This window comes from Brachybacterium sp. AOP24-D1-21 (genome assembly GCF_052378665.1).
In the GTDB taxonomy this organism is placed as follows: domain Bacteria; phylum Actinomycetota; class Actinomycetes; order Actinomycetales; family Dermabacteraceae; genus Brachybacterium.
Window position 1 is genome coordinate 1,678,247 of record NZ_JBQSXX010000001.1, and the last position, 25,497, is coordinate 1,703,743.

The 25,497-nt window shown below is 69.3% G+C and carries 21 protein-coding genes; 15 read left to right on the plus strand and 6 right to left on the minus strand.

Annotation, left to right across the window (positions count from 1 at the left end):
* Window positions 1-57: 57 nt before the first annotated feature.
* Window positions 58-1,242, minus strand: a complete 1,185-nt coding sequence (locus ACT3UF_RS07495) for an ROK family protein (RefSeq protein WP_444608232.1) — start codon at window positions 1,240-1,242, stop codon at window positions 58-60.
* A 165-nt stretch (window positions 1,243-1,407) separates the two neighbouring features.
* Between ACT3UF_RS07495 and xylA the strand changes: the two genes are divergently transcribed.
* Together xylA and xylB are read left to right on the plus strand one after the other, a co-directional pair.
* Window positions 1,408-2,601, plus strand: coding sequence for a xylose isomerase (xylA, locus tag ACT3UF_RS07500; RefSeq protein WP_444608233.1), 1,194 nt, complete (start codon window positions 1,408-1,410; stop codon window positions 2,599-2,601).
* Window positions 2,602-2,997: 396 nt separating this feature from the next.
* Window positions 2,998-4,389 (plus strand): xylulokinase, encoded by a 1,392-nt coding sequence (xylB, locus tag ACT3UF_RS07505; RefSeq protein ID WP_444600877.1) that lies wholly within the window; start codon window positions 2,998-3,000, stop codon window positions 4,387-4,389.
* 100 nt (window positions 4,390-4,489) lie between these two features.
* On the opposite strand, the gene ACT3UF_RS07510 is transcribed toward xylB, so the two are convergent.
* From ACT3UF_RS07510 to ACT3UF_RS07520, 3 genes are all read right to left on the minus strand, one after another.
* Complete coding sequence (locus ACT3UF_RS07510; RefSeq protein WP_345076119.1) at window positions 4,490-5,449, minus strand: ankyrin repeat domain-containing protein; 960 nt, start codon at window positions 5,447-5,449, stop codon at window positions 4,490-4,492.
* Window positions 5,450-5,485: 36 nt separating this feature from the next.
* A complete protein-coding gene (locus tag ACT3UF_RS07515) occupies window positions 5,486-5,770 on the minus strand; it encodes a hypothetical protein (RefSeq protein ID WP_444600878.1) in 285 nt (94 codons plus the stop codon).
* 70 nt (window positions 5,771-5,840) lie between these two features.
* A complete protein-coding gene (locus ACT3UF_RS07520; protein ID WP_444606571.1) occupies window positions 5,841-7,436 on the minus strand; it encodes a glycoside hydrolase family 30 protein in 1,596 nt (531 codons plus the stop codon).
* 357 nt (window positions 7,437-7,793) lie between these two features.
* Between ACT3UF_RS07520 and ACT3UF_RS07525 the strand changes: the two genes are divergently transcribed.
* Window positions 7,794-9,476, plus strand: a complete 1,683-nt coding sequence (locus ACT3UF_RS07525; protein WP_345076123.1) for an extracellular solute-binding protein — start codon at window positions 7,794-7,796, stop codon at window positions 9,474-9,476.
* Between the two features lie 6 nt (window positions 9,477-9,482).
* Here the strand turns inward: ACT3UF_RS07525 and ACT3UF_RS07530 are convergent, their stop codons facing one another.
* A complete protein-coding gene (locus tag ACT3UF_RS07530; RefSeq protein ID WP_345076125.1) occupies window positions 9,483-10,133 on the minus strand; it encodes a TetR/AcrR family transcriptional regulator in 651 nt (216 codons plus the stop codon).
* A gap of 50 nt (window positions 10,134-10,183) precedes the next feature.
* Here ACT3UF_RS07530 and ACT3UF_RS07535 point away from each other — a divergent pair, with 50 nt between their 5' ends.
* From ACT3UF_RS07535 to ACT3UF_RS07555, 5 genes are all read left to right on the plus strand, one after another.
* Window positions 10,184-11,374: a glycoside hydrolase family 5 protein gene (locus tag ACT3UF_RS07535; protein ID WP_444600880.1), complete on the plus strand. Its 1,191-nt coding sequence runs from the start codon at window positions 10,184-10,186 to the stop codon at window positions 11,372-11,374.
* The gene (locus tag ACT3UF_RS07540) at window positions 11,371-12,387 is read left to right on the plus strand and encodes an ABC transporter permease (protein WP_345076127.1); all 1,017 of its coding nucleotides are present in this window, start codon (window positions 11,371-11,373) and stop codon (window positions 12,385-12,387) included. Before ACT3UF_RS07535 ends, ACT3UF_RS07540 begins: the two co-directional genes overlap by 4 nt.
* Window positions 12,387-13,328, plus strand: a complete 942-nt coding sequence (locus tag ACT3UF_RS07545; RefSeq protein ID WP_345076128.1) for a carbohydrate ABC transporter permease — start codon at window positions 12,387-12,389, stop codon at window positions 13,326-13,328. The genes ACT3UF_RS07540 and ACT3UF_RS07545 overlap by 1 nt, the downstream gene beginning before the upstream one ends.
* A gap of 107 nt (window positions 13,329-13,435) precedes the next feature.
* Window positions 13,436-15,862, plus strand: a complete 2,427-nt coding sequence (locus ACT3UF_RS07550; RefSeq protein ID WP_444600881.1) for a glycoside hydrolase family 3 protein — start codon at window positions 13,436-13,438, stop codon at window positions 15,860-15,862.
* A gap of 22 nt (window positions 15,863-15,884) precedes the next feature.
* Window positions 15,885-16,226 (plus strand): hypothetical protein, encoded by a 342-nt coding sequence (locus ACT3UF_RS07555; protein WP_444600882.1) that lies wholly within the window; start codon window positions 15,885-15,887, stop codon window positions 16,224-16,226.
* Window positions 16,227-16,474: 248 nt separating this feature from the next.
* Here the strand turns inward: ACT3UF_RS07555 and ACT3UF_RS07560 are convergent, their stop codons facing one another.
* Window positions 16,475-17,500: a Gfo/Idh/MocA family protein gene (locus tag ACT3UF_RS07560; protein ID WP_444600883.1), complete on the minus strand. Its 1,026-nt coding sequence runs from the start codon at window positions 17,498-17,500 to the stop codon at window positions 16,475-16,477.
* A gap of 545 nt (window positions 17,501-18,045) precedes the next feature.
* Between ACT3UF_RS07560 and ACT3UF_RS07565 the strand changes: the two genes are divergently transcribed.
* The 7 genes from ACT3UF_RS07565 (at window position 18,046) to ACT3UF_RS07595 (ending at window position 25,493) form a co-directional block, all read left to right on the plus strand.
* Window positions 18,046-19,779 (plus strand): sodium:solute symporter family protein, encoded by a 1,734-nt coding sequence (locus ACT3UF_RS07565; protein ID WP_345076132.1) that lies wholly within the window; start codon window positions 18,046-18,048, stop codon window positions 19,777-19,779.
* Window positions 19,780-19,915: 136 nt separating this feature from the next.
* Window positions 19,916-20,044, plus strand: coding sequence for a putative transporter small subunit (locus ACT3UF_RS07570; protein ID WP_345076133.1), 129 nt, complete (start codon window positions 19,916-19,918; stop codon window positions 20,042-20,044).
* A 154-nt stretch (window positions 20,045-20,198) separates the two neighbouring features.
* Window positions 20,199-20,648, plus strand: coding sequence for a DUF2871 domain-containing protein (locus ACT3UF_RS07575; RefSeq protein ID WP_441444644.1), 450 nt, complete (start codon window positions 20,199-20,201; stop codon window positions 20,646-20,648).
* 137 nt (window positions 20,649-20,785) lie between these two features.
* A complete protein-coding gene (gene glpX / locus ACT3UF_RS07580; protein ID WP_441444643.1) occupies window positions 20,786-21,772 on the plus strand; it encodes a class II fructose-bisphosphatase in 987 nt (328 codons plus the stop codon).
* A gap of 116 nt (window positions 21,773-21,888) precedes the next feature.
* Window positions 21,889-22,578 (plus strand): NUDIX hydrolase, encoded by a 690-nt coding sequence (locus ACT3UF_RS07585; RefSeq protein WP_441444642.1) that lies wholly within the window; start codon window positions 21,889-21,891, stop codon window positions 22,576-22,578.
* Between the two features lie 245 nt (window positions 22,579-22,823).
* Complete coding sequence (locus ACT3UF_RS07590; protein ID WP_441444641.1) at window positions 22,824-24,065, plus strand: amidohydrolase; 1,242 nt, start codon at window positions 22,824-22,826, stop codon at window positions 24,063-24,065.
* A gap of 477 nt (window positions 24,066-24,542) precedes the next feature.
* Entirely contained in the window at window positions 24,543-25,493 is a 951-nt protein-coding gene (locus ACT3UF_RS07595; protein WP_444600884.1) for a VOC family protein, read from the plus strand.
* The last annotated feature ends 4 nt before the right edge of the window (window positions 25,494-25,497 follow it).

Below are 25,497 nucleotides of genomic sequence, written 5' to 3' on the forward strand. Positions count from 1 at the left end.
GCTCTGTCCGGCGGGGCGGACGGTGCGGCTGTCGACCGCGCCGCCGCGGCCGAGGGATCAGCCTGCGAAGGGGTGAGCCCGGGTGATCCATGCGCCGGGGGCGCTGAACACCGGCTGCAGCGCCGCCCGCGCCGCGCCCTGCAGGGCCGGGTCGAGCTGGCCGTCCGAGCGCGCGATCAGCACCGGGCCGGCCTCGACCGCCAGAGCGTGGCGTTCCACGGTCTCGCGGATCACCGGCTCGAGCTCGTCGGCGATCGGCGCCAGGTATCCCGAGAGCACCACGGTGGTCAGGTCCAGCACGTTCAGGGCATTGGCGATCGCCAGGCCCAGCGAGCGCCCGATCATGCCGATCACCTCGGCACGGTCCCGAGTCAGGGCGAGCGCATCGACCAGGTCTTCGATGAGGATGTCGTCGCTGAGCCCCGCCCGCTCCCGCAGTGCGTGATACGAGACGTACGCCTCCAGGCAACCCTGGCGGCCGCAGCGGCAGGTCGCGCCACCCGGCTCGATCACCGTGTGCCCGAACTCGCCGGCCCAGCCGTGCGCGCCGGTCATGAGGGCTCCGTCGAGCACCACCGCACCGCCGATGCCGGTGGAACCGCGCAGGTAGATGAAGGATTCGTCGGGACGATGATCGATCTCGGTGAGCACGGAGAGGCGGTTGTCGTTCTGGGCGCGCACCGAGAGGCCTGCGAGCTCCGGATGGGCGATCAGCCGCCCCACGAGCGGCACCTCGGTCCAGTCCAGGTTCGGGGCGGAGAGCACCCGTCCGTCGTCCGGGGCGATGCGGCCGGGGACGGCGACGACCACTTCGACCACCGGCAGGTCGCCGGCGTCGGCGCGCACCTTGCCCACCAGCTCGGCGGCGAGGTCGATCGACTCCTCGGCGGAGGTCGCGGTGACCTTCCGGTACTCGATCCGATGGCTCAGCACCTCGCCGGCCAGGTCGATGCCGAGGCAGGCGACGTGATCGGCGGCGATCTCGAGCCCGATCGCCAGCAGCGTGCCGCGGGCGGGGGTCAGTGGCACCATCGGCCGCCCGGCCCCGGCGGAGATGGGTGTGCCCTCTTCGGCCAGCCCCGCGCCCACCAGCTCCTCGACCAGCTTGGAGACGGTCGGCTTGGTGAGCCGGGTGTGCTTGGCGAGCCCGGCGCGGGAGAGCGGGGAGGCGGTCGAGGCGGCTGTGGCCAGCGTGCTGAGGATGATGGACAGGTTGTGCTCACGCAGATGGGTGGACTGCACCTGTGCCCCTTTCGCCGGCTCCGATGCGGGCAGCGGCGGCATGCTGACCCGGAATATCTGGGAACAGCTTGGCACGACTGCGTTAGTTACTGTAACTTACTAACAGCGGCGCGGCGATGACAGCCCGCCGAGAGCACGCCATACGCAACGACGAAGGAGCCTTCCATGGCCGCCCCCACCCCCACTCGCGACGACAAGTTCTCCTTCGGTCTGTGGACCACCGGCTGGGAGGCCCGTGACCAGTTCGGTTCCGCCACCCGCCCGCCGCTCGAGCTGAGCGCCCACATCCGCAAGCTCTCCGAGCTCGGCGCCTGGGGCTTCACCTTCCACGACAACGACGTGGTCCCCTTCGACGCGACCCCCGCCGAGCGCCAGACGATCATCGACCAGCTGAAGTCCGTCACCGACGAGACCGGCCTCGTGATCGAGATGGTCACCACCGACACCTTCGCCCACCCCGTCTTCAAGGACGGCGCCTTCACCTCCAACGACCGCGACGTGCGCCGCTTCGGCCTGCGCAAGGTCCTCGCGAACGTGGACCTCGCCGCCGAGCTCGGTGCGAGCACCTTCGTGATGTGGGGCGGCCGTGAGGGTTCGGAGTACGACGGCTCCAAGGACCTCTTCGCCGCGCTCGAGCGCTACCGCGAGGGCCTGGACACCGTGGCCGGCTACATCAAGGACAAGGGCTACGACCTGCGCATCGGCCTCGAGCCCAAGCCCAACGAGCCCCGCGGCAACATCTTCCTGCCCACCGTGGGCCACGCTCTGGCCTTCATCGAGCAGCTCGAGCACGGCGACATCGTGGGCATCAACCCCGAGACCGGCCACGAGCAGATGGCGACCCTGAACTACACCCACGGTCTCGCCCAGGCGCTGTGGAGCGAGAAGCTCTTCCACATCGACCTCAACGGCCAGCACGGCCCGATGTACGACCAGGACCTCGTGTTCGGCCACGGCGACCTGATCTCCGCGTTCTTCACCGTCGACCTGCTCGAGAACGGCTTCCCGTCGAAGCCCGGCGCCTACGAGGGTGCCCGTCACTTCGACTTCAAGCCCTCGCGCACCGAGCACGAGCAGGGTCAGTACGACTCCGCCGCGGCGAACATGGAGATGTACCTGATGCTGAAGGAGCGCGCTCTCGCGTTCCGTCAGGACTCCGAGGTCCAGGAGGCGCTGAAGTACTCCGGCATCGAGGAGCTCGCAGAGCCGACCCTCGCCGAGGGCGAGTCCCTCGCGGACCTGCTCGCGGACCGCTCCACGTTCGAGGACTTCGACGCGGACAAGGCCGGCGAGCGCAACTTCGGCTTCGTGCGCCTGCAGCAGCTGGCCATGCAGCACCTGATCGGCTTCCGCGCCTGATCCGACTGACCCGCGTCACTCGACTCGCCCGCCTCACTCGAGCTCCCGAGCTCCCGTGAGTTCTGCGTGATCGCGTGATCGTTGCGTGACCACCGCGGGAATGTGCGCTGAGGACCTATACGGGACACCGATATAGGTCCTCAGCGCACAATCGTCGGGAGCGGCTCGCGCAGCGCCCGGCTCGCGCCTTGCGTCCGGATCGCTCGGCGGCTCGGCTCCCCGGCACCCCCGGCACCCGGCACCCGGCACCCGGCACCCGGCACGCGGCTCCGCTGCGGGGCATATCCTCGCCCCAGCGCCACTTCACTGCTGCACTGCTTGTTCAGCACCCATGTGTTCAGCACTCATCTGCTCCAGCACGCTCCGCTCCAGCACTCACGACGGAAAGGCCCTCTGATGGCACCCCTGGTCCTCGGCATCGACTCCTCCACCCAGGCCACCAAGGCCCTCCTCGTCGATGCGGACTCCGGTGAGGTCCTCGAGCAGCGCCGCGCCGCCCACCCCGAGGGCACCGAGGTCGATCCCCGCGCCTGGCTCGCGGCGGTCGACGAGGCCGCCGGCCCGCTGCTGGAGCGTGCCGACGCGGTATCCGTCGGCGGCCAGCAGCACGGCATGGTGCTCCTGGACGCACAGGGCGAGGTGGTGCGCGATGCGCTGCTGTGGAACGACACCCGCTCCGCGCCCGAGGCCCAGACCCTGATCGAGGAGATGGGCGGGCCGGAGGCCTCTGTCGAGGAGATCGGCAGCCTGATGGTCGCCTCCTTCACCGCCTCCAAGCTGCGCTGGGTGCGGGACCACGAACCGGAGAACGCGAAGCGCGCCGCCAGCGTGCTGCTCCCGCATGACTACGTCTCCCTCCATCTCGCCGAGCAGGGCGCCGCGCCCTTCACCGACCGCGGCGACGCCTCCGGCACCGGCTACTACTCCACCCGCACCGAGGCCTGGGCGCCCGAGCTGGCCGAGCGGGCGCTGGGCACCGCACTCGCGCTGCCCCGCCTGCCCGGCGCCCCCCAGGAGGTCATGGCCCGCACCGCCCGCGGCGCCGTGATCGCCGCCGGCACCGGCGACAACATGGGTGCCGCGCTCGGCCTCTCGCAGGGCCCTGGCGACGTCTCCGTCTCGATCGGCACCTCCGGCGTCTGCGCGATGGTCAGCCCCACCCGGCCCGGCGATGCGAGCGGCACCGTCACCGGCTTCGCGGACGCCACCGGCAACTTCCTGCCGATGACCACCACCATCAACGCCTCCCGCATCCTCGAGGCCGCCCGGGCGCTGCTCGGGGTGGAGCACGAGGAGCTCTCCCGCCTGGCGCTGGCCTCCGTGCCCGGCGCGAACGGGGTGACCCTGCTGCCCTACTTCGACGGTGAGCGCACCCCGAACCGTCCCACCGCCCGCGCCACCCTCACCGGGATGAGCACGGCGACGACCCGGGAGGACGTGGCTCGCGCCTATGTCGAGGGACTGCTGTGCTCGCTGGCCGACGGGATCGCTGCGCTCGAGGACCGCACCGGCACCGCCGCCGCCCGCATCACCCTGATCGGCGGCGCTGCCCGCAGCCAGGCCGTCCAGCAGCTGGCTCCTGCTATCTTCGGCCGCGAGGTGACGATCGCCCCCGAGGGGGAGTACGTCGCCCTCGGTGCGGCTCGCCAGGCCGCCTGGGCGCTCTCCGGCGCTGGCGAAGCGCCGACCTGGAGGCTCAGCGGGTCCCGCACCGTCGGCGCCGAGCCCACGCCTGAGGTGCTGGGCGCGTACCGCGAGCTGAAGGACCGCACCGAGAGCTGGGGCTGACGGACACGCGGCACCCCTCGTCGCGCACCCTTCCTCGAGCACGATTCCTTGAGCATTGCTCCACGCGCACCCGCGGTGACCGCTGCCTGCGAGGAGACTGCTATCTGCGGTAGGACTGCGGCGGCAGGGTGATCGGTGCCGGGTGCCGAGCCACCCAGGCGACGACGAGGTCTCGTAGCCGCGCGAGCTCGATGTCGTCGGCCGCGCCGCTGCGCATCGCACGGGCCAGCTCTGCCAGCTCGGCAGCCGCGAGCTCGGGCGAGGTCCCGGAGGCGTCTGCGGTGGTGGCCGTTGCTGCGGTGGACTGTGCTGCGGAGGCGGTATGGGCACTCAGCAGCGCGGGCAGCGCAGTGATCATGCGCGCGAACTCCGTATCCCAGTTCGCGCCGCCGGTGCCATGGATCTCGGCGGTCACGCGGCCGACGATGCGCACGGCTTCGCCCTGCACGGTGTCGGCCGGTCCCATGCCGGGAACCAGCAGATCCCAGAGCTCGGAGAACTGCTCGACGGGGGAGTCCGCGCGGGTGTCGATGGGGGAGGTGCCGTCGTGGCGCACGACCTCCGCGGCCGGCACGACCCCGAAGAGCCGGCACAGCTCCTGGACGGCGGCGCCCGTCTCCTCGACGGACTCGGGGGCATAATCTTCGCGGATCCGCTCGAAGTCCTCGCTGAGGGCGCGCACCTCCTCGCCGATCCCCTCGGGGATCTGCGCCCCAGTTGCGAGGAGCAGCTGCACGGACTCGGTGACCTCGGTGATCTCGTGGGTGCTCGTGCGCCGCAGGCGAGCTTCGAGGGCGGTCTCGCCCTCCTGATCCAGGGCGTTGACGTCGATGCCCGCCTCGAGGAGGGTGCGCACGTGCCCGGGATGCATCATGGCCCCGAACAGGGCCGTCTGTCCGCTGGCGTCGCGGGCATGGAGGTCGGCGCCGAGCTGCAGGATCAGCGTCGGGTTGCCGCGCCAGGAGCCCGCGTGATGATGCAGAGGGGTCTCGCCGTACGCGTCGGGCTGGTTGATGTCGGCGCCCTGCTCGACCAGCCACACCACCAGCTCGTCCGGCACTGCGAAGAACGAGAGCGCCGGCGTCCCGGACGAGGATCAGCCCAGCGGACTCGTCGCGATGAGTCCCACCACTACGAGCAGCAGCGCCACGGCGCCCAGGATGGCACCCGCGAGTGCGGGGAGCATCCGCGGGGCCCGGCCGGCGTCGTGGTGGCCGACGCCGACGACGCCGCAGACGACCGCGACGACCGCGATGGGCACGGCGACCAGGTCACCGATCACCGGGATCAGCGCGCACGCGATGGCGAGCAGACCGAAGGCCAGGGCATATCCGCCCGAGCGGTGTGTCCGGTGCCCGCCGGTCGCGGGATGCTCTGCCATGGGGTGAGAGTAGTGCCGGGCACTGCTCGCCGCACGCCCGTTCACCGCCTGGCCGCGCACCGTCGAGGGTTCACCGCCCGCCGCGCACCCGCTGGTGCTCGGTCAGCACGAAAGTGGCGAGTGTCCAGCCCGGCAGCTCGGCCGTGAGCACCCGGTCGCCGGCACGGACCGTGACGGCCCGCGCCGGAGCGTCGTTGTGCAGGACCACCACGAGGGAGCCGTCGGCCCGCCGTGCCGCGACGTTCGGCAGGCCCAGCGGGGCGGTGGAGGCGACGGTCGGGGTGCCCGGAGGGAGGAACCGGCTGTGGTGGGCCATCACGTACAGCTCCGCATTCGGGATCAGCTCACCGGTGGATTCCTCGATCTGGAACAGGCCGGTGCCGTTGGTGAAGGTCGCCGGTCCCGGTCCGCCGTCCTGGTCGAGCACGAGGTTGAAGAGGATCACGCCGCGGTGGTGATGACGCAGCGCAGGCAGGAAGAGCTGGTTGGACATCCACCAGATCCCGTCGGCGAAGTCGCCCTCATAGGGTTTCGCGGGATCCTGGGTGCCGCTCTGCTCGGTGAACCACAGCGGAGCCTCCGGATGCGCCTCGTGCAGCGGGTCCACCGCGTCGGCAGTTCCGGCGTACGCATGGAACGCCGCGCCCACCCGTCCGGGATCGTCGAGTCCGGTGGCGCGGAGCTCGTCGAGCACCGCCATCGGGTAGTCCACCCGGTCCCAGTTGTGGTCGTAGGACAGCACCACCGCCGACGAGCCGCGCTGGTCGAGCTCTCCGAGCAGCTGGCCGATCACCTCGGCCTGCACCTCCGCCGTCATTCCCATGCAGGGGTACTGCGCTGTCTCGTGGAGCGGCTCGTTCTGCACCGTGACCGCGCTGACGGTGAGGCCAGGGACGGCCTGCTCGTAGGCCTTCAGGGAGCGGGCGAGATAGTTCGCCCAGGTCTGCCGGGTCGCCCCATCGTCGAGCAGATGGCCACCGATGAGTGAACCGCTGGTCTTCATCCACGCGGGAGCGGACCACGGCGAGATGACCACGCTCAGGGTCCCCGCGATCTCGACGATATCCCGCAGCACCGGCAGGATCGTCTCCTCGTCACGGCTGATGTCGAAATGCGCCAGCGGATCATCCGCCGGGCCCTGCTCGTCGGCGAAGGTGTAGTAGGTCGAGGCTCCAGCGTCAGGGGCGAAGTCGCTGGTCCCGAGCGGAATCCGCAGGGCGGTGAGGCGCAGCGGACCGGTGGGGGAGAACATCCCCCGGAGCAGTTCCAGGCGGCGGGGGCGTGGCATCCGCAGCAGCAGCCAGGCCGCGGAATGGGTCAGCGCCGGCCCGAAGCCTTCGAAGGGATGGCCGGGATCCTCAGGGTCCACGTCGATCACTGCCGAGCTGGTCTGGGCGGTGGTGGCGACCTGCTCCCAGACGATCTCGCGCTCGCCGTGGGTCGCCACCACCCCGCCGGTGCGGTCCACGCGGTGCTGCTGCGCGAGCATGCCCCTCCGCCCCGGCGCCCGGTCCTGACCGCGAGAGAGGGCGCCGACGGAGCGGCCCCGCGGATCTGATCGATCGGGCGGCCCGTCGGCCCCCGCGGCGGCAGGTGCGAGGACACCTGCCCCGGCGGCGAGACCGAGGGTGGCCAGCAGGGTGCGACGGGGATGACGAGTGGTCATGGGGTGCCCTTTCCGGAGCGATCGCCACCGCTGCTCTGCGGTGGTCGGTGCTGTGCGACCCGGCGCCGCGGGAGGGAGGAGAACGCCCTCTAACGGGTGGCCGGGATGGAACGGCGCCGACGCTAGCGTGCTCGGCGGGCAGGCCGCCAGCCCCCGAGTCTGTACAGAACACCAGGTCAAGGGTGTGATCAAAGACCTGCTCGCGCGCGCGAGATTCCGTCGGAAGCCGTTACCCGATCGTGACGACCGGAGTCACAGACAAGCCTGCGGCGTCCCTGTACGCTCCTCGACATGAACGCCTAACGTTCGTTAGGTGTTTGGCTGATCCCGTTCCTGTCGACCTCAAAGGAGAGCGTCATGACCAACGTTTCGCCTCGCCCGTTCCGCCCCTCCCGCCGTGCCGTCTTCGGACTCGGCGCGACCGCCCTCGCCGTCAGCGGGCTCGCCGCCTGCGGCAGCTCCTCCGGAGGAGGATCCGGCTCCGGCGGCTTCGAGGAACAGGCGCTCACGCTGCCCACCCACGTCGAGCCTCCGGTCCCGGAGGGCGGCATCGCCTCCGAGGTGGAAGGCATGCCGATGATCTTCACCTCGCCCCTGAAGGAGTACTTCACCTCCGTCGACGAAGCGCCGGGCACCGGCGACGAGGTCACCACCTTCCAGGTCCTCTGGGGCGCACCGCCGCGCCCTCGCGAGCAGAACGAGTACTGGCAGGCCCTGGAGGAGCGGCTGAACGTCACCTTCACCCCCACGCTCACCGCGGCCGACGGATACAACGACAAGTTCTCCACCACCATCGCCTCGGGCTCGGTGCCGGATCTGTCCTTCGTGCAGGACACCGATGCGATCGGCCAGCGCGCGCTCGCCGATGGAGCCTTCGCGGACCTCTCCGAGGTGCTCTCCGGGGACAACATCCTCAAGTGGCCGAACCTGGCCAACGTCTCCACCAACGCCTGGCAGGTCTCCGCGAAGAACGGCCACATCTACGGCGTCCCGAACGAGAACCCCTTCCTCACCAACTTCCCGCTCGTTCGCGCCGACCTGATGCGTCTGGCGGGTCACGACTCCATGGGGTCCACGGCGGAGGAGTGGCTGCAGGTGATGACCGATATCGCCGGCCTCGGCACCGCGCACGGCAAGCAGATCTGGGGCATGTCCACGATCGGCGGCAACGAGCAGGCCATGTTCGAGTGGATGTTCCGCGCGGGCACCACCTGGCAGCTCGATGACGCCGGCAAGGTCACCAATGTGCTGATGACCGATGCCTTCGAGCAGGTCATGGAGTTCGAGAAGCAGCTGTGGGATGCCGGGGTCATCCACCCCGACGGGATCGGCGGCGAACTGCCGGATCTATTCACCACCGGGCAGATCGCCCTGACCATCGACTCCTTCAACGGCTTCTTCGGGAACCCGATCATCGGCCAGGTCGTCGACTCCACCCCGGAGGCCGAGCCCGAGTTCTTCGTGCCGCCGGCCTTCGATGGCGGGGACATCGTCATCCAGCGCGACGACGGCTACTGGGGCATCGTCGCGATCTCCGCCGAAGCCGCCGAGGACGAGGCCCGCCTGCACGCCCTGCTGGGCGTGATCAACTACTGGCGTGCCCCCTTCGGCTCCCAGGAGGCCCTGTTCATCGGCTCCGGCACCGAGGGCGTGAACTATGAGTTCGGACCGGACCACGAGGTCGTCGGGCTCGAGGACGAGCAGGCCGACGCGGACCGGGCGGCGCTGCAGTGGCTGGGCGCCTTCAACTCGCCGATCTTCTCGATCGGCGCCACCCTCACCGACTACGTCGACAACTTCCGCACCACGATGGAGCAGCTCGTCTCGGCGACCGTCCCGAACCCGGTGGCCGGGACCATCGCACCCAGCGCCGCGACCCTCAACGCGAAGCTGGATTCTCTGAACGAGGACTATCGCAACGGCTTCATCACCGGTCGGCGCCCGCTCAGCGAGCTGGCGGCCTACCGCGAGGCATGGCTCAGCGGCGGCGGGCAGACCCTCTGCGACGAGTACACCGCAGCGCTCGACGAGGCGTCCTGAGCGATGTCAGTGCTCATCGCCCATCGCGGAGCCGCTCCTGAGGTCGGCGAGCAGGGCCCGGATGGTGCGACGGGTCACCGCGGTCATATCCACGGCGCCGGGGTCGAGCAGGAACTGGTACTGCACGCCATCCATCACAGCCACGATCGCCGCCGAGGTCTCCAGGACATCGGCCTCGGCGATCGTCGGATCCGCGACGGCGGTGAGGATCGCGTCGCGCACCATGACCCGCAGCCCCGCGAGACGATCCCGGAAGTAGGACTGCGCGGGATGCCCCTCGGTGATCGATTCGCCGAGGAGCACCGCGTACAGCTGGGTCAGCCCGCGGTTGGCGGTGTTGGCGGCGGCGGTGTCGCCGAGGTGGTCCAGCGCCGCCTGCCCGCCGGCGTCGAAGGACGTTCCCCCGATGTCCCGCGAGACGTCGTCACGGTAGTCGATCAGCTCTGTGAGCAGGGATTCCTTGTTCCGGAAGTGGTGCAGGAGGCTCGGGGCGGAGATGCCGACATCTTCGGCGATCGCCGCCAGCGTGGCCCCCGCGTAGCCGCGCTGGCCGATGGTGCGGGCGGCGGATTCGAGGATCTCCTTGCGGCGCAGCGCAGAGCGACGAGCTCGGGGGCCGAGGGAGGCATCGGCCGGATCCATGGAGGCGCTGGGCATGTTCGGCACCTTAGCGCCTCCGCTCGATGGCCAGGAACAGGAGACCAGGGATGACGCAGTCGAGGTATTACCGGCGCGAGGGGGCGAGCATCGTCGCTCCTGAGGGAGCGCTCCCCTTCCGGCGCGGCATGGGGCTGGGTGGCTGGCTGCTGCCGGAGGGATATATGTGGGACCTGGAGGGACCGGTCGATTCGCCGCGCCGCATCGAGCAGCTCGTCACCGAGCTGCTCGGGGCCGCCGCCGCCGCGGAGTTTTGGGCGAAGTATCGAGCGCGCTTCCTCACGGCGCAGGACATCACCCAGATCGCGGCTGCCGGTTTCGACCATGTGCGGCTGCCGCTGAATGCCCGCGCGCTGTTCGACGGCCACGATCTGATCGACGAGGGCATCGCGCACGTTGATCGCACGATCGACTGGTGCCGCGCGGCGGGGATCAGCTGCGTGCTGGACCTCCACGGCGCCCCCGGAGGCCAGACCGGCGAGAACATCGACGACTCACCGCGTCGCCTGCCCGAGCTCTTCACCGACCCCGCCGCCTACCAGCAGGGGCTGCGCCTGTGGCGGCTGCTGGCACAGCGCTATGCCGATGAGCCCACCGTCAGCGCCTATGACCTGCTCAACGAACCGCTGCCGGAGAAGCACGCAGCCCTGGTGCCGCGGCTGGCGGAGTTCTACCGCGACGTGATCGCGGTGATCCGCGAGGCGGACCCCCACCATCTGCTCTCCATCGAAGGCTGGAACTGGGCGACCCGCTTCGAGGGGATCGATCAGATCTGGGACGAGAACTCCTGCGTCCACTTCCACAAGTACTGGTCGGAACCGACGACTCAGAGCATCCAGCAGCATCTCGATCTTCGCGACCGGCTGGGCCTTCCGCTGTGGATGGGGGAGAGCGGTGAGAACGACGATCAGTGGTACTCCGACGCGTTCGGCCTGTTCGAGCAGCACGACATCCCCTGGACGTTCTGGACCTGGAAGAAGATCGCCCGCGGCACCTCGCCGCAGATCATCACCCCACCCGAGCGCTGGGAGGAGATCATCCGCTTCGCCGCTGGTTGGGGGACGTCCGAGCAGGGACCCGCGCCCTCGCACGCCCAGGAGATCTTCGACCAGCTGCTCGAGAACCTGCCCGTCGCCCGGTGCACCCCGCGCGAGGCCGTTCTCGACGCGCTCCCGGGGATCTCCAGCCCCTCACCCACCACCCGCGCCCCCGGCGCGGCCCAGGAAGGAATCCTTCGATGAGCATCGGAGCACGGGACGTCGAGTCCCCGGCGATCGCGCAGGCGGTCGCGAGCGTCCCCGAGGAGAGTCCCACGCACCCCGAGCCACCTGCGGGGCCACCGCGCCCTCGGTCCCGGTCCCGGTGGCAGCGGATGAAGCGCGAGTGGCAGATGTATGTGTTCATCGTGCCCGGTGTGCTGTTCTTCCTGCTGTTCGCCTATGTCCCGCTCGCGGGCAATGTGGTCGCCTTCCAGGACTATTCCGCGTTCCGGGGCGTCTTCGAGTCCGAGTGGGTGGGACTGCAGAACTTCGCGAACCTCTTCACCGACGACGAAGTGCTGCGCGCCGTCGTCAACACCCTGGTCATCTCGCTGCTGCAGATCGTCTTCGCGTTCCCCGCACCGATCATCCTGGCGCTGTTCCTGAACTCCCTGCTGGGGGAGGGGATCAAGCGGATCATCCAGACCGTCGTCTACCTGCCGCACTTCATCTCCTGGGTGATCGTGATCGCGATCTGGCAGAAGATCCTCGGCGGTGCGGGCCCGGTCGCCCAGCTCTTCGAGGCGATCGGGATCCACGGCGTCAACATCATGACCAACCCCGAGACGTTCAAGATCCTCGTGGTCAGCCAGGTGATCTGGAAGGACATCGGCTGGGGGACGATCATCTTCTTCGCCGCGATCTCGGCGATCCCGACCGAGCTGTACGAGTCCGCCGCGACCGACGGCGCCGGCTCCTGGCGGCGCATGTGGCACATCACCCTGCCCGGCCTGGTGCCCGTCATCTCCCTGCTGCTCATCCTCACCGTGGGCAACGTGCTGACCGTCGGCTTCGAACAACTGCTGCTGCAACAGCCCGCTGTCGGCGCGAATGCGGCGCAGGTGCTGGACACCTTCGTCTACTTCCGCGGCATCGCCGGCGGTGACTGGGGGCTCTCCGCGGCCGCCGGACTGCTCAAGGGCGTCATCGCCACTGTCCTCGTCATCTTCGCGAATCGCATCGCGAAGAGCCTCGGAACCGGAGGAATCTTCTGATGGCCGTCATCGACCAGATCGCCCAGCCCGCCGCGCCCCGCCGCGCGAAGGGCCCCCGCCGATCCCCAGGGCGTCCGCCCTGGATGGGGACCCCCTCGCCCACGATGCAGGCGCTGAAGGTGGCGGCCATCGCGATGATCGCCGTGGTGATGCTCTACCCGTTCCTGTACGTCATCCTGTTCTCCTTCGCCGACGCCGGCTCCGTGACCTCCGGGCAGCTGATCCCGACGTCGTTCTCCAGTGCGGCCTATGAATCGATCTTCGCCGGCGGCGTGGTGACCAGGTCCCTGCTGGTCACCGCAGGGATCACGATCGTCGGCACCCTGCTGTCGCTGCTGTTCACCTCGACGCTCGCCTATGGGCTCACCCGTACCCGCGATGTCCCCTATGCGAAGAGCGCGATGGTGCTGGTGCTGTGCACGATGTTCTTCGGCGCCGGGATCATCCCGAACTACCTGCTGATCAAGCAGCTGGGCCTGCTGGACAGCTACTGGGCACTGATCCTGCCGGGGCTGATCAGCGCCTTCAACATGATCGTGATGCGCAACTTCTTCATGGAGCTGCCCAGCGAGCTGCTCGAGTCGGCTCGCATCGACGGGGCCAGCGAGTTCCGGATCTTCGGCTCGATCGTGCTGCCGCTGTCCAAGGCGGTGCTCGCGGTGATCGCCCTGTTCTATGCCGTCGGCTACTGGAACTCGTTCTTCAACGCCCTGCTCTACATCAACGACACCACGAAGTGGCCGATCCAGCTGGTGCTGAACCAGTACGTCGTCCAGGGCAATGCGATGAGCGATCTCCAGGCCCCGGACCGTCCCGCCCCGCCTGCCCAGACCGTGCAGATGGCGATCGTGGTGGTCGCGACGATCCCGATCCTCATCGTCTATCCCTTCGCGCAGCGGTTCTTCACCAAGGGTGTGCTCACGGGGGCGATCAAGGGCTGACCCTGCATCACCCGGGGCCCCTGCCCTTCCTCACCCCTGGCCCGTCATCGGCCTGCTCCATCCCGCGGCCCGCTTCTGGCGGTGCCGCTGACGAAAGTGCCTGCACCATGACCGACACCCTGCTCTCGCAGACCTCCACCGCCGTGACCGCCGCTGCTCCCGATGCAGAGCAGCGCGTCGACCCCGAGCTGGCCTCCCGAGCCCGCTCCCTTGCCGCCCGCGGCACCATCCTGCTGCGCAACGACGGCGTGCTGCCGCTGTCACAGGGTTCGCGGGTGGCCGTCTTCGGCCGCATCCAGAAGGACTGGATCGCGGTGGGCTACGGCTCCGGCGGCGATGTGAACCCGCCGTATGTCACCAACCTGCTGGACTCCCTCCGGGAGGGCGGCGAGGTCATCGTCGACGAGGAGCTCGCCGCCCTCTACGAGGCCTTCTCCGCGCAGCATCCCGCAGATCCCGGCCAGGACTGGGGGCAGTGGCCCCGCTCCTTCCCCGAGCCGGAGCTCGCGGCGGGCATCATCGCCGCCTCCGCCGCGCGCAATGACAGCGCCGTGGTGGTGATCGGCCGGGCAGCCGGCGAGGACCGTGACAACGTCCTCGAGCCGGGCGCGTACTACCTCTCGACCGCGGAGAGAGAGCTGCTGGACCAGGTCACCACCAGCTTCGAGCGCACCGTGGTGCTGGTGGATACCGGCAACGTCATCGACCTCTCCTGGGTCGAGGACTTCCCGCTCTCCGCAGTGCTGCTGGCCTGGTCCGGTGGGATGGAGGGCGGGCGCGCCGCGGCCGACGTGCTCACCGGGGTGGTCGAGCCCGGCGGACGCCTGACCGACACCATCGCCCACCGCTACGAGGACTACCCCTCGGCCGGGAACTTCGGTGACCCGGAGGTGAGCGAGTACGTCGAGGACATCTTCGTCGGCTACCGCTACTTCGAGACCTTCGCACAGGAGAAGGTGCTGTTCCCCTTCGGCTTCGGGCTCGGCTACAGCTCCTTCGAGATCGCCGCGTCGGGAGTCGCAGCCACCGACGCCGGACTGTCCGTGCAGGCCACCGTCACCAACACCGGAGCGCGCAGCGGCTCCGAGGTCGTCCAGCTCTACGTCCAGGCCCCGGATGGCGCGCTGTCGAAGCCTGCCCGCTCCCTCGCCGCCTTCGCCCGTACTACCGAGCTCGAGCCCGGCCAGAACCAGAACGTTCCCCTCACCGTCCAGCTCGAGGACCTGGCCAGCTACGACGACACCGGCGCGACCGGACACCGCAGCGCCTGGGTGCTCGAGCCGGGGGAGTACCGCGTGTTCGTCGGCACCGACGTGCGCCAGGCAGCCCTGGTCGGCTCGGTCCAGGTCGGGGAGCTGAGAGTGGTGCGGCAGCTGGAGGAGGTCGCCGCGGTCCAGCCCGGCCACGGCTTCGACCGGATGGTGGTGCGCCGCGGGGAGGGCGGCGATGCGCAGGTGAGCTGGGAGCCGGTGCCCACCGCAAGCGTCGATCTCGCCCAGCGGATCCTGGACCGGCTCCCGCCTGCGCTCGACCTCGTCGAGGGCGCGGAGGGAAGCTCTGAGGTGAGCTTCGAGGATGTGCTCGCCGGGCGTGCGGAGCTGTCGGACTTCGTCGCGACGCTGAGCCCCGAGGAGCTCACGAGCCTCGCCTACGGCGACCTCGTGATGGACAGCCCCCTGGGGGCTCCCGGGAACGCCGGAACGCTGGGCGGGGTGACCGAAGCCCTGCGCAGTCGCGGGATTCCGCCCGCGACCACGACCGACGGGCCCTCCGGGCTGCGGCTGGCGACGATCGCCGCGCTGCTCCCGTGCGGCACCGCGCTCGCATCCTCCTGGGATGTCCAGGCGGTGCGCGAGCTGGCGGTGCTGCATGGTCAGGAGATGCTCGACAAGGGGTCCGACATGATCCTCGCCCCCGGGATGAACATCCACCGCGATCCCCTGTGCGGGCGGAACTTCGAGTACTTCGCGGAGGATCCTCTGCTCACCGGAGCGATGGCGAGTGCGATCGTGGCCGGGGTGCAGTCCCAGGGGGTCTCCGCCTGCCCCAAGCACTTCGCCGCCAACAATCAGGAGACCCAGCGCACCGTGAGCGACTCCCGGGTCTCCGAGCGTGCCCTGCGGGAGATCTACCTGCGCGGCTTCGAGATCCTGGTCCGTGTCGCGCCCCCGCAGAACCTCATGACCTCGTACAACCGCATCAACGGGGTGTGGGGTCACTACCACTACGACCTCGTCACCACGGTGCTGCGCGGGGAGTGGGGCTACGACGGCAATGTCGTCACCGACTGGTGGATGCGCAACGAGCCCGATCCGCACTTCCCGGCCCTGCGCGACAGCGCCTACCGAGTGCGGGCGCAGGTCGATGTGCTGATGCCCGGGGCGAAGGTCCACTTCGGGACCACTCGGGACGACGCGATCATGGACTCCTTCGCCCGCGAGGACGGCCTCACCCTGGGGGAGATGCAGCGCACGGCGAGCAACGTGCTGCGCTACCTGCTGCGCAGTGGCATCGTGGAGCGCCGCGAGGAGTGAGCGGCCGAACTCCGCGACAGGGGTGGACACGCTCCGCATCGCGATCGAAGCGCAGGCAGGACGTCAGGCAGCCGACGCGCCGAGCGCCGAGCCCGTCGCCCCGGAGATCACGGGCCTTGCCGCCAACAGCGAGGTGCTGGGCGCCAACGGGATGATCGCCGTCGTCACCCGTCTGCCGGGCAGTGAGAACGAGCTCAGGATCACGGTGACTGAGACCTATCTCGACGGAACTTTCGACGAGCGGATGAAGACCTTCAGGATTGCGAACAATGCAGCATCCAACTACCGGGTGGGGAGCAACTTGGTCTTCGTGGACACCAAGGGCAATACAACGGTGCGCTCCGTCGAGCTCTCCCGCGGCTGAGGAGACAGAACTGGTCGCAGAGGGCTAGGGCGAGCGATTCCTCCGCGCCGTCGCGATGGACAGGTGCCCCGGCCCGGGCTGCTGCTCGGCCGCGAGCCCGGAGTCCTGCAAGCCCGAACTCGTCGACCAGCGCCGCGCCGGCGGAGCAGTCCGGGCCCCGTCGGTGCGTCGACGGGGCCCGGAAGGCAGGGGGCCTGCGGTCCTGCGGTCGCCGCAGAGCTCAGGCCACCGGGTTCAGGACGGAGAGCTCAGGCGCCCGCGCCCACGCCGCTCAGCCGATAGGCCTCCTTGAGGATCTCCAGCGAGGCCATCGCCTCCTGCGGACCGATCCAGAAGGGCTCGGGGTCCTCGAGGTGCTCGTAGAAGTCCCGGATCAGCAGCTCGTGGGAGACGCCCCAGTAAGAGCGGCCGCCGGAGGTGACCGAGCGCTCGCCGATCGTGTCCACTCGCCCGTCGGCCCAGCGGATGGTGAGCCCGCCATCGGTGCCGCCGCGCAGCGTCACGTAGGCATTCTCGCAGTCCAGCTCGACCTCGACGGGGCGGTGCTGGGGCGCGGTGAGGGTGGCGTAGAACGAGGTGGTCACGCCGCCCGGGTGATGCAGCAGCAGCTCCGCGGTGTCCTCGACCTCGATCACGTCCCCATACTTGCGGGTCGCGACATGCCCGTCGGTGCGCTCCACGCCGCCCAGCAGCCACTGCACCAGGTCCAGGGTGTGGATCGCCTGGTTGATCAGCAGGCCACCGCCGGAATTCGCCCAGGTGCCGCGCCAGGGCTTGGCACGGTAGTAGTCCGCGCTGCGGGTCCACACCACCGAGGCCCAGGCCCCGCGCACCGCGCCGAGCTCACCGGAGGCGAGCAGCTCGCGCAGGCGCTCACTGGCGAGGTTGTAGCGGTTCTGGAAGCAGATGCCCACCTTCGGAGCATCGGGACCCGCGCTCTTCAGGGCGTCCACCAGGCGCTGTCCTTCTTCGAGGGTGTGCGCGAGGGGCTTCTCCTGCAGCACATGCACCCCGGCGGCCAGCGCGGTGAGGGTGGGGTCGATGTGCTCGTCGTGCGGGGTGGTCACGTGCACCGCGTCGGGCTTCAGGGCATCGATCAGCTCCTGGGTGCTGGTGAAGCCGGGGACCCCGGTGGCCTCGGTGGCGCGGGCGAGCGCCTGCGGGTCAGTGTCGGCGACACCCACCAGCTCGAGTCCCTCGATGTCCCGGATCGCCTCGAAGTGCACGACCGAGACGTCGCCGCACCCGATCAGTCCGATGCGCCTGGCGCTCATGTCTCCTCATTTCTGGCCGCACCGATGCGACCGACGTCGATGTCCGCACTTTACGTGGGGCGTCTGCGGGAGAGCGAGTAGATGCCATCGGATGCATTCGACGCTTCTGGGGAGGGTGCAGACGGGGAGGAGGCGGGCGAGCAGACGGGAAGGATGCAGGCGAGCAGGCGAGGGGAACGCAGAGTGCATCGACATGCAGATCGACCGAAAAGCTACCCGGAATCAGTTTGTCCGACAAAAAGTTTACCCGCTGTGACCTGCATGGTTTATCGATATGTTACCCACGCGGTAGCCAAGCGGCATGCACTGTGCGAGTATCTATACGGCTCCACGTGCGATGTGAGCCGCGGACCGTCCCGGGAGGGCCGAAGAGCTGCGGCCGCCGTCCCGTCCCCGGAGCAGGCGCCAGGCGCCGCCCGGGTGGACGAAGAACGGCTCGTGCGAGGGGGTCGATTGCCGGTCGGCCCCGCAGGGCTCCGCCCTGATGCCAGCGCGCTCTGAGCAGCGTGCGCGGATGACCGGTTGCAGGAGACCAGTTGTCCGCAATGAAAGGAAGCCCAGTGCCGCCCGCGCCCTCAGGTGAGATCGTCCAGCTCGGAATCGTCGGAGTATTGCTCCTTCTGATCCTGTTCTACGGCGCCACGATGTGGATGTCCGTCTCCATCTCCCGCAAGAAGGAGAACGCCGACGACTACATGACCGCCGGCAACAAGATCGGCTTCGGCGTCTCCGCCGCCTCGATGACCGCCACCTGGATCTGGGCGTCCTCGATGTACGCCTCGGTCACCGCCGGCTACACCTATGGCGTCTCCGGCCCCATCCACTACGGGCTCTGGGGGGCGCTGATGATCCTGTTCATCTACCCCTTCGGCAAGCGGATCCGCAAAGTCGCCCCGCGCGCCCACACCCTCGCCGAGGTGATGTACGCCCGCCACGGCCGCTCCTCGCAGCTGATGCTCGCCGGCTCCAACGTGCTCGGCTCGGTCATCTCCCTGACCTCGAACTTCATCGCCGGGGGCGCGATCATCGCGATGCTCTCCCCGCTGAACTTCGGTCACGGCATCCTCATCATCGCCGCCGGGGTCCTGATGTACACCCTGTGGTCCGGCTTCCGCGCCTCCGTCCTCACCGACTTCGCACAGGTGGTGGCGATGCTCGGCGCTGCCGTCATCATCATCCCGGCCGTGTTCCTCCTCGCCGGCGGCCCGTCGATATTCGCCGAAGGTGTGGCAGCCGGCCACGTCACGCCGCAGCAGGAGAGCTTCTTCTCCTCCGACGCCTTCATGAACCAGGGTGCGCCGTATATCGCCGCCGTGCTCGCCTACGCGATCGGCAACCAGACCATCGCCCAGCGCCTCTTCGCCGTGCGCGAGGACCTCATCAAGCCCACCTTCATCACCGCCACGATCGGCTACGGCGCGACCGTGATCGGGATCGGGATGCTGGGCGTGATGGCGCTGTACCTGGGCGTCGAGCCCATGGGCGGCGATGTGAACAACCTGATGCCGCAGATGGTGGGCACCTACCTGCCCGTCGCGCTGGTCGCGCTCGCATTCATCATGATCATCGGCTCGCTGTCCTCGACTGCAGACTCCGACCTGGCCGCGCTCAGCTCGATCGTGATGACAGACATCTACGGCCAGTCCGTCGGCCGCAAGAACGTGAACCCGAAGCTGATGATCCTCATCGGCCGCCTCACGATGATCGTCGCCACGGGCCTGGCCCTGTACTTCGCCACGGCGAAGTTCAACATCCTGGACCTGCTGGTCTTCGTCGGCGCGCTGTGGGGCTGCCTGGTGTTCCCGGTCATCGCCTCCTTCTACTGGAAGAAGGTCACCAACAAGGCGTTCACGCTCTCCGTGATCGCCGCCCTGGTGGTGTTCCTGCCGGTGCGGTTCACGCTGATCCCGATCACCGGTGCCTGGGCACTGGTGGTCGAGCTGCTCGCCATCATCGGCGTGGGCGTGGTGCTCGGCATCATGAGCTTCGGCTTCTTCGGGAAGCGCGTGGCCGTGATCGTCGGCGTCGTCTCCATCCTCGCAGTGCTGCCCTTCGGCTTCGGCTACCTGCGCGACTTCGAGACCCTCTCCGGCTCGCTGGTGGCCTACTCGGTCTCCTTCCTGGTCTGCTACCTGCTGAGCTTCCGGTCGACGCAGAACTTCGACTTCTCCTCGATCCGCAAGGTCACCGGCGATTTCGACGACGAGACCCTCACCGCCGATGAGGACATCGACCTCCCGGGCGCCACCGCTGCTGTGGGGCGTTCGACCGACAGCTGATCAGCCCGTCCACGGCAACTGCGCCACCCCTTCGTGGCGGCTGCGCCATCCATTCGCGGCAACCGGACCGGCCGCCGCTCCGTCCCCCGCGTGACCGTGCTCCGGCCGGTCCGCACCCTCTGAGAGGAGAACAGTCATGACCGCTCTGCTCACCATCTACGTGCTGATGTGGCCCGTGCTCGTGCTCGGCATCCTGATCACGATCGTCCGCGGCTTCGCCAAGGACGCCAAGGAAGCCCGCGACGAAGGCCGCATGATCGTCTGATCCGGGACTGTCTGACCCGGTCCCGGGCCATGCACCACGACGGCGCCCGTCGCCCCCGCACTGTCGGGGACGGCGGGCGCCGTCCTGCACGGACCAGCGCAGATCAACCCTTTGGCCGATCACAGGACTCGGCACGCTTTCTAGTGTTGATGACATGAACCGACTGCTCAGCACCTCATTCGTCTACATGATCCTCGGCGTCGCCTCCGGCCTCTTCTACCGCGAGTACACCAAGGCCACCGACGCTCTCGGGGTCGACACCCAGCTCAGCACCCTCCACACCCACTTCCTAGCGCTGGGGATGCTGGTCTTCCTGATCGTGCTGGCTCTGGACGCGGTCTTCTCCCTCACCGGCCGCCGCTCCTTCACGGTATTCTACTGGACCTACAACATCGGCCTGCTGCTCACCGTGGTGATGCAGGCCGTGCGCGGCATCCTCACCCTCGACGGCCAGGACCCCGCGACCACCACCGCCGCGATCCCCGGCATCGCGGGCCTCGGGCACATCATCCTCACCGTGGGACTGTTCGCCCTGTTCGTCTCCCTGCGCGCAGCCCTCAAGGACCGCACCGTGGCAGCGGAGCGGGAGTCCGTCACCGCCTGAGGGCGAGGGGCCCCGAGTCTCCTCGCGCGCACTCCGCTCCGGGTAGAGTCCGAGGAGCACGTCAGGCACCGCTCGGCCTGTCGAGACGGCAGGTTCGGGCCATGACATCGCCCTGAACTCGACGACGAGGAGACCTCATGATCACCCCCGCCTCCAATGCTCCCGACCGCAACCTCGCCCTTGAACTCGTCCGGGTGACCGAGGCGGCCGCCATCGCCGGAGCGCGCTGGGTCGGTGCGGGGGACAAGAACCGGGCCGACGGCGCAGCGGTCGACGCGATGCGCTCCTTCATGGACACCGTGCAGATGAACGGCACCGTCGTCATCGGCGAGGGGGAGAAGGACGAGGCCCCCATGCTCTTCAACGGTGAGTCCGTGGGCGACGGCACCGGCCCGGATGTCGACGTCGCGGTGGATCCGATCGACGGCACCCGACTGACCGCGCTGGGCTATAACAACGCGCTCGCGGTGTTCGCGGTCGCCGAGAAGGGGAGCATGTACGACCCCTCGGCCGTGTTCTACATGGAGAAGATGGTGGTGGGCCCGGAGGCCGCGGAGTTCGTGGACCTCCGGCTCCCGATCGAGCAGAACATCAAGCTGGTCGCCAAGGCGCTCGGCAAGCCGGTCAACCAGGTCACCGTGTGCGTCCTCGAGCGGCCGCGGCACGAACCGCTGGTCGAGCAGATCAGGGCGGCCGGGGCGCGCGTCAAGTTCATCATGGACGGCGACGTGGCAGGGGCCATCGCGGCGGCCCGCGGCGCCGGCGTCGACATGCTGCTGGGCACCGGAGGCACCCCGGAGGGCATCATCGCCGCCTGCGCGGTCAAGGCCACCGGCGGCATGATCCAGGGCCGGCTGGCCCCGATCGACGATGACGAGAAGCAGAAGGCGATCGACGCCGGGCACGATCTCGACCGCGTGCTGACCACAGATGACCTGGTCGCGACGGATAACTGCTACTTCGCGGCCACCGGCATCACCGATGGCGACCTGCTGCGCGGCGTGCGATACCGAGGAGACCGCATCGTCACCGAGTCGATCGTCATGCGCTCCACCTCCGGCACCGTGCGCATCGTGGAGGCCGAGCACCGCGCGGAGAAGTGGGACCGCTGGCTCACCGACTGAGCTCCGCGGTGGACTGAACTCGGTGCCGGAGCTCGGAGGCCGACCGTGCGGTGGCTACCTGTGAGTCGCCTTGCAGTTGAAGTCAATCTGACCATAACTATGCTTAATCTGGACACATGGCTCCCACCGCATCCGAGATCCACGTCGCCGTCGACCTCACCGTCCTGACCCTCCGGGACGGCGTGCTGAACGTGCTGCTGATCCAGCGCGAGGACGAGCCCCACCGAGGTGCCTGGGCGCTTCCCGGCGGATTCATCCAGCACGGCGAGGATCTCGATGCGGCCGCTTACCGGGTGCTGTCCGATGAGGCCTCGCTCGGCAGCGGCGCCGTCCATCTCGAGCAGGTGCGGACCTTCGGCACCCCCGGGCGTGACCCCCGCGGCCACGTCGTCTCGGTGTCCTTCATGGCGCTCGGCGCGGATCTCCCGGATCCCCGTCGCGGCGATGACGTGGCCGATGCCCGCTGGTGGGCGCTCGAGGACCTCGGCGAGGTCACGCTGGCCTTCGACCACGCCGCCGTGCTCGAATCCTCGATCGAACGGGCGCGCAGCAAGCTGGAGTACACCACCCTGGCCGTCACCTTCCTGCCCGAGGAGTTCACGGTCTCGCAGCTGCGCGGGGTCTACGAGAGCGTCTGGGGGACCACCCTGGATGCCGGCAACTTCCACCGCAAGGCCACCCGCACCGACGGCTTCCTCGTGGAGCTGGACCGGCATGCCGCACCCACCGGGGGGCGCCCGGCGCGCCTCTACTGCGCGGGTCAGGGCAGCTACCTGGTGCCGCCGCTGCTGCGCAACGGCGACTGAGGCCGCAGCTGCGGCGTCGTCCCCGTGATCGGGGTGTAATTGCGGCCTTCTGAGCGTCCGGCCTGCTGACCCTGGCCCGCTGACCCGCTGACCCGCTGACCCGCTGACCGTGACCCGCTGACCCGCTGACCGTGACCCGCTGACCCTCTGACCGTGGCCCTTTGGCTCTGGCCCTCTGACGCTCCAGCCCGAGCGGCGCGCTCCGAGCGCGCCCGCCTGGGCGGGCATCATGGCAGGATCAGCGGGTGACTGATGACGCCACCACCCCCCAGCCAGACCTCGCCGAGGACACCCTCGCCGCCGCCTACGGCGCCCAGCGCGAGCAGGTCCATGCCCTCGCCCGCGCGATCCACGCGGATCCGGAGACCGCCTTCGAGGAGCGCCGCGCCCACGACCGCTGCGCCGGACTCCTCGAGGAGGCCGGTTTCACCGTCGAGCGGGGCATCGCCGAGTTGCCCACGGCCTTCCGTGCCACCCTCGGCTCCGGCTCCCTGGTGGCCGCGCTGTGCGTCGAGTACGACGCGCTGCCGGGGATCGGCCACGGCTGCGGGCACAATCTTATCGCCGGCGCCTCGCTCGGTGCCGCGCTGGCACTCGCGGAGCTCGTCCCCACGCTGGACGTGACGCTGCAGGTGATCGGCACCCCCGCGGAGGAGCACGGAGGAGGCAAGCAGCTGCTCATCGAGCGCGGCATCTTCGACGGTGTGCACCTGTCACTGATGAGCCACCCCACTCCGCACACGGACACCTATGACGTGCTGGGCTCGACCAGCCAGGCCGTCGGCCGCTGGCGCGCCACCTACACCGGTCGCGGCGCTCACGCCGCCGCCAATCCCACCGACGGCATCAACGCCAATGACGCCGCGGTGGTCGCGCAGGTCGCGGCCGGTCTGCTGCGCCAGCGGATCAAGGACGGCCAGCGCCTGGCCCTGGTTCCGCAGCAGTCCGGGGTCACGAACATCGTCCCCGAGACCGCCGTGGTCGACTTCGAATGCCGGGCGCTGACGATGCCCGAGTTCGAAGCGCTGCGCGACCAGCTGTTCGCCTGCCTCGAGGCGGGTGCGGTCGCGACCGGCGCCAGCCTCGAGATCGAGCAGACCGAGCCCGTCTACGAGCCGCTGCGCCAGGATGAGGTGCTGGGGGCCGCCTGGAATGCGGCGATGGAGCGACTCGGCCGGCCGCTGAACGGCTCGCTCGGTGTCATGGCCGCCTCGACCGACATGGGCAACGTGACGCAGCGGGTGCCCGGCCTCCACCCCTTCGTCGGCATCAGCGGTGCCGGGGGAGCGCTGCACACCCGTGAATTCGCGGGTCATGCCGCCTCCGTGGAGGGCTACCGGCTGATGGACGACGCCGCAGTGGCGATGGCCTGGGTGATCCGCGACGTCGCCACCACCGCGGGCTCCCGCGCCGCGCTCCTCGAGCGGGCGGAGCAGCTCGCCGCGGCTCATGCGGCGCGTCCGGACGTGACCGGGACGCCCGCCTGAGGGAGCGGGAACCGGCCGTTCCCCGGGTCTGCGGGCTCGACTCGGACCCTTGATGCGAAGGTGTGACCAGCAGGAACGTTCGTTCCAGTCGGTGGTGTGAGCCTCCACAGCGAGGGAACTAGGTCCCGGAACAAGTATCGTCGGGCCGCCTATCGTGGAGCCCACGCCTCCCCTCGAGCATCTCGAGGGTCGAGGTCGGGAGGGCCCCGAGTCGGCAGGGGAGAGCAGACTTGGGGACAGGGCGGTGAGCTGAGCTCACCGCCCTGAACCCTTTCCGGAGGGCCTCCACGAGCGTCCGCGCGAACGTCCGCGCGAGCGCCCGCACCGGCGCCTGCCGCCCGCCTCTGCATCTCGCGCCACAGCCCGGCGTGCCGCTCAGGTCATCGCCCATGAGCCACTCCACAGTCCGCTCTGGTTGAATTTTCTACCAACTCGGGGGATGATGGATCCATCGACCCCTCGATCGAAAGGATCGCCATGATCTCCTCCCCCCTCACCGCCACCGGCACGGAGAGCGACGCAGTGGATGAGCGGCACCTTTCCGGTGATCTCGCGATGGACGCCGTCACCTTGCGCGTCGGTGACATCGAGCTGATGAGCTCCTACTACGAGAACGCCCTCGCGCTGAGCCCGATCGAGGAGCGAGCGCGGGTGGACGGCGAGGTCCACCGCATCCTCGGCCGCGGGGACGTCCCCTTCGTGCGGCTGGTGGCCACCCCCGGTCTGCCCGCCGTGGACCCCGGCCAGGCCGGACTGTTCCATACCGCCTTTCTCTTCGAGGACCAGACTGCGCTCGCCGGCACCGTGCTGCGTGCCGCCCAGGATCCCCACTCCCGCTTCGCAGGCACCGGCGACCACCTCGTCTCCGAGGCCTTCTACTTCGCCGACCCCGAGGGGAACGGCATCGAGCTGTACTGGGACCGCCCCCGCGACCAGTGGCAGTGGAACAACGGCGAAGTCGCCATGGACTCCCTGTTCATCGACCCGCAGAAGTATCTCGGTGAGCACCTCACCGAGGACGTCCAGGCCGATCCGGGGATCCGCCCGGGAATCGTCGGCCACGTGCACCTGCAGGTCGGTGACGTGGACGCCGCACGCCGGTTCTACATCGACACCCTCGGCTTCGAGGTCACCGCGGGCAACCATCCCGGCGCCCTGTTCGCCGCGGCCGGCGGATACCACCACCACGTCGCGATGAACACCTGGAACAGCCGCGGTGCCGGTCCGCGCGCCGCAGGCCTGGGGCTGGCCGACGTCGCCATCACCCTCCCGGCCCGGGTGGACCTCGACGCGCTGACCGCACGCCTCACCAGGGCGGGCATCGGATTCGCCGACGACGGCCGCTCCATCTCGGTCCAGGACCCCTGGGGGACTCCGGTCACCCTCAGCCTGCCCGGCACCAGCACCGAGGAGCTGCTCGCCCGCTGATCAG

Coding starts and splice junctions, on each gene's coding strand:
- ACT3UF_RS07595 (WP_444600884.1), top strand. CDS start 24,543: ATGATCTCCTCCCCCCTCACCGCCACCGGCACGGAGAGCGACGCAGTG.
- ACT3UF_RS07540 (WP_345076127.1), top strand. CDS start 11,371: ATGAGCATCGGAGCACGGGACGTCGAGTCCCCGGCGATCGCGCAGGCG.
- ACT3UF_RS07535 (WP_444600880.1), top strand. CDS start 10,184: ATGACGCAGTCGAGGTATTACCGGCGCGAGGGGGCGAGCATCGTCGCT.
- glpX (WP_441444643.1), top strand. CDS start 20,786: ATGATCACCCCCGCCTCCAATGCTCCCGACCGCAACCTCGCCCTTGAA.
- xylB (WP_444600877.1), top strand. CDS start 2,998: ATGGCACCCCTGGTCCTCGGCATCGACTCCTCCACCCAGGCCACCAAG.
- ACT3UF_RS07525 (WP_345076123.1), top strand. CDS start 7,794: ATGACCAACGTTTCGCCTCGCCCGTTCCGCCCCTCCCGCCGTGCCGTC.
- ACT3UF_RS07545 (WP_345076128.1), top strand. CDS start 12,387: ATGGCCGTCATCGACCAGATCGCCCAGCCCGCCGCGCCCCGCCGCGCG.
- ACT3UF_RS07515 (WP_444600878.1), bottom strand. CDS start 5,770: ATGGCAGAGCATCCCGCGACCGGCGGGCACCGGACACACCGCTCGGGC.
- ACT3UF_RS07550 (WP_444600881.1), top strand. CDS start 13,436: ATGACCGACACCCTGCTCTCGCAGACCTCCACCGCCGTGACCGCCGCT.
- xylA (WP_444608233.1), top strand. CDS start 1,408: ATGGCCGCCCCCACCCCCACTCGCGACGACAAGTTCTCCTTCGGTCTG.
- ACT3UF_RS07530 (WP_345076125.1), bottom strand. CDS start 10,133: ATGCCCAGCGCCTCCATGGATCCGGCCGATGCCTCCCTCGGCCCCCGA.
- ACT3UF_RS07560 (WP_444600883.1), bottom strand. CDS start 17,500: ATGAGCGCCAGGCGCATCGGACTGATCGGGTGCGGCGACGTCTCGGTC.
- ACT3UF_RS07565 (WP_345076132.1), top strand. CDS start 18,046: ATGAAAGGAAGCCCAGTGCCGCCCGCGCCCTCAGGTGAGATCGTCCAG.
- ACT3UF_RS07520 (WP_444606571.1), bottom strand. CDS start 7,436: ATGACCACTCGTCATCCCCGTCGCACCCTGCTGGCCACCCTCGGTCTC.
- ACT3UF_RS07575 (WP_441444644.1), top strand. CDS start 20,199: ATGAACCGACTGCTCAGCACCTCATTCGTCTACATGATCCTCGGCGTC.
- ACT3UF_RS07570 (WP_345076133.1), top strand. CDS start 19,916: ATGACCGCTCTGCTCACCATCTACGTGCTGATGTGGCCCGTGCTCGTG.
- ACT3UF_RS07585 (WP_441444642.1), top strand. CDS start 21,889: ATGGCTCCCACCGCATCCGAGATCCACGTCGCCGTCGACCTCACCGTC.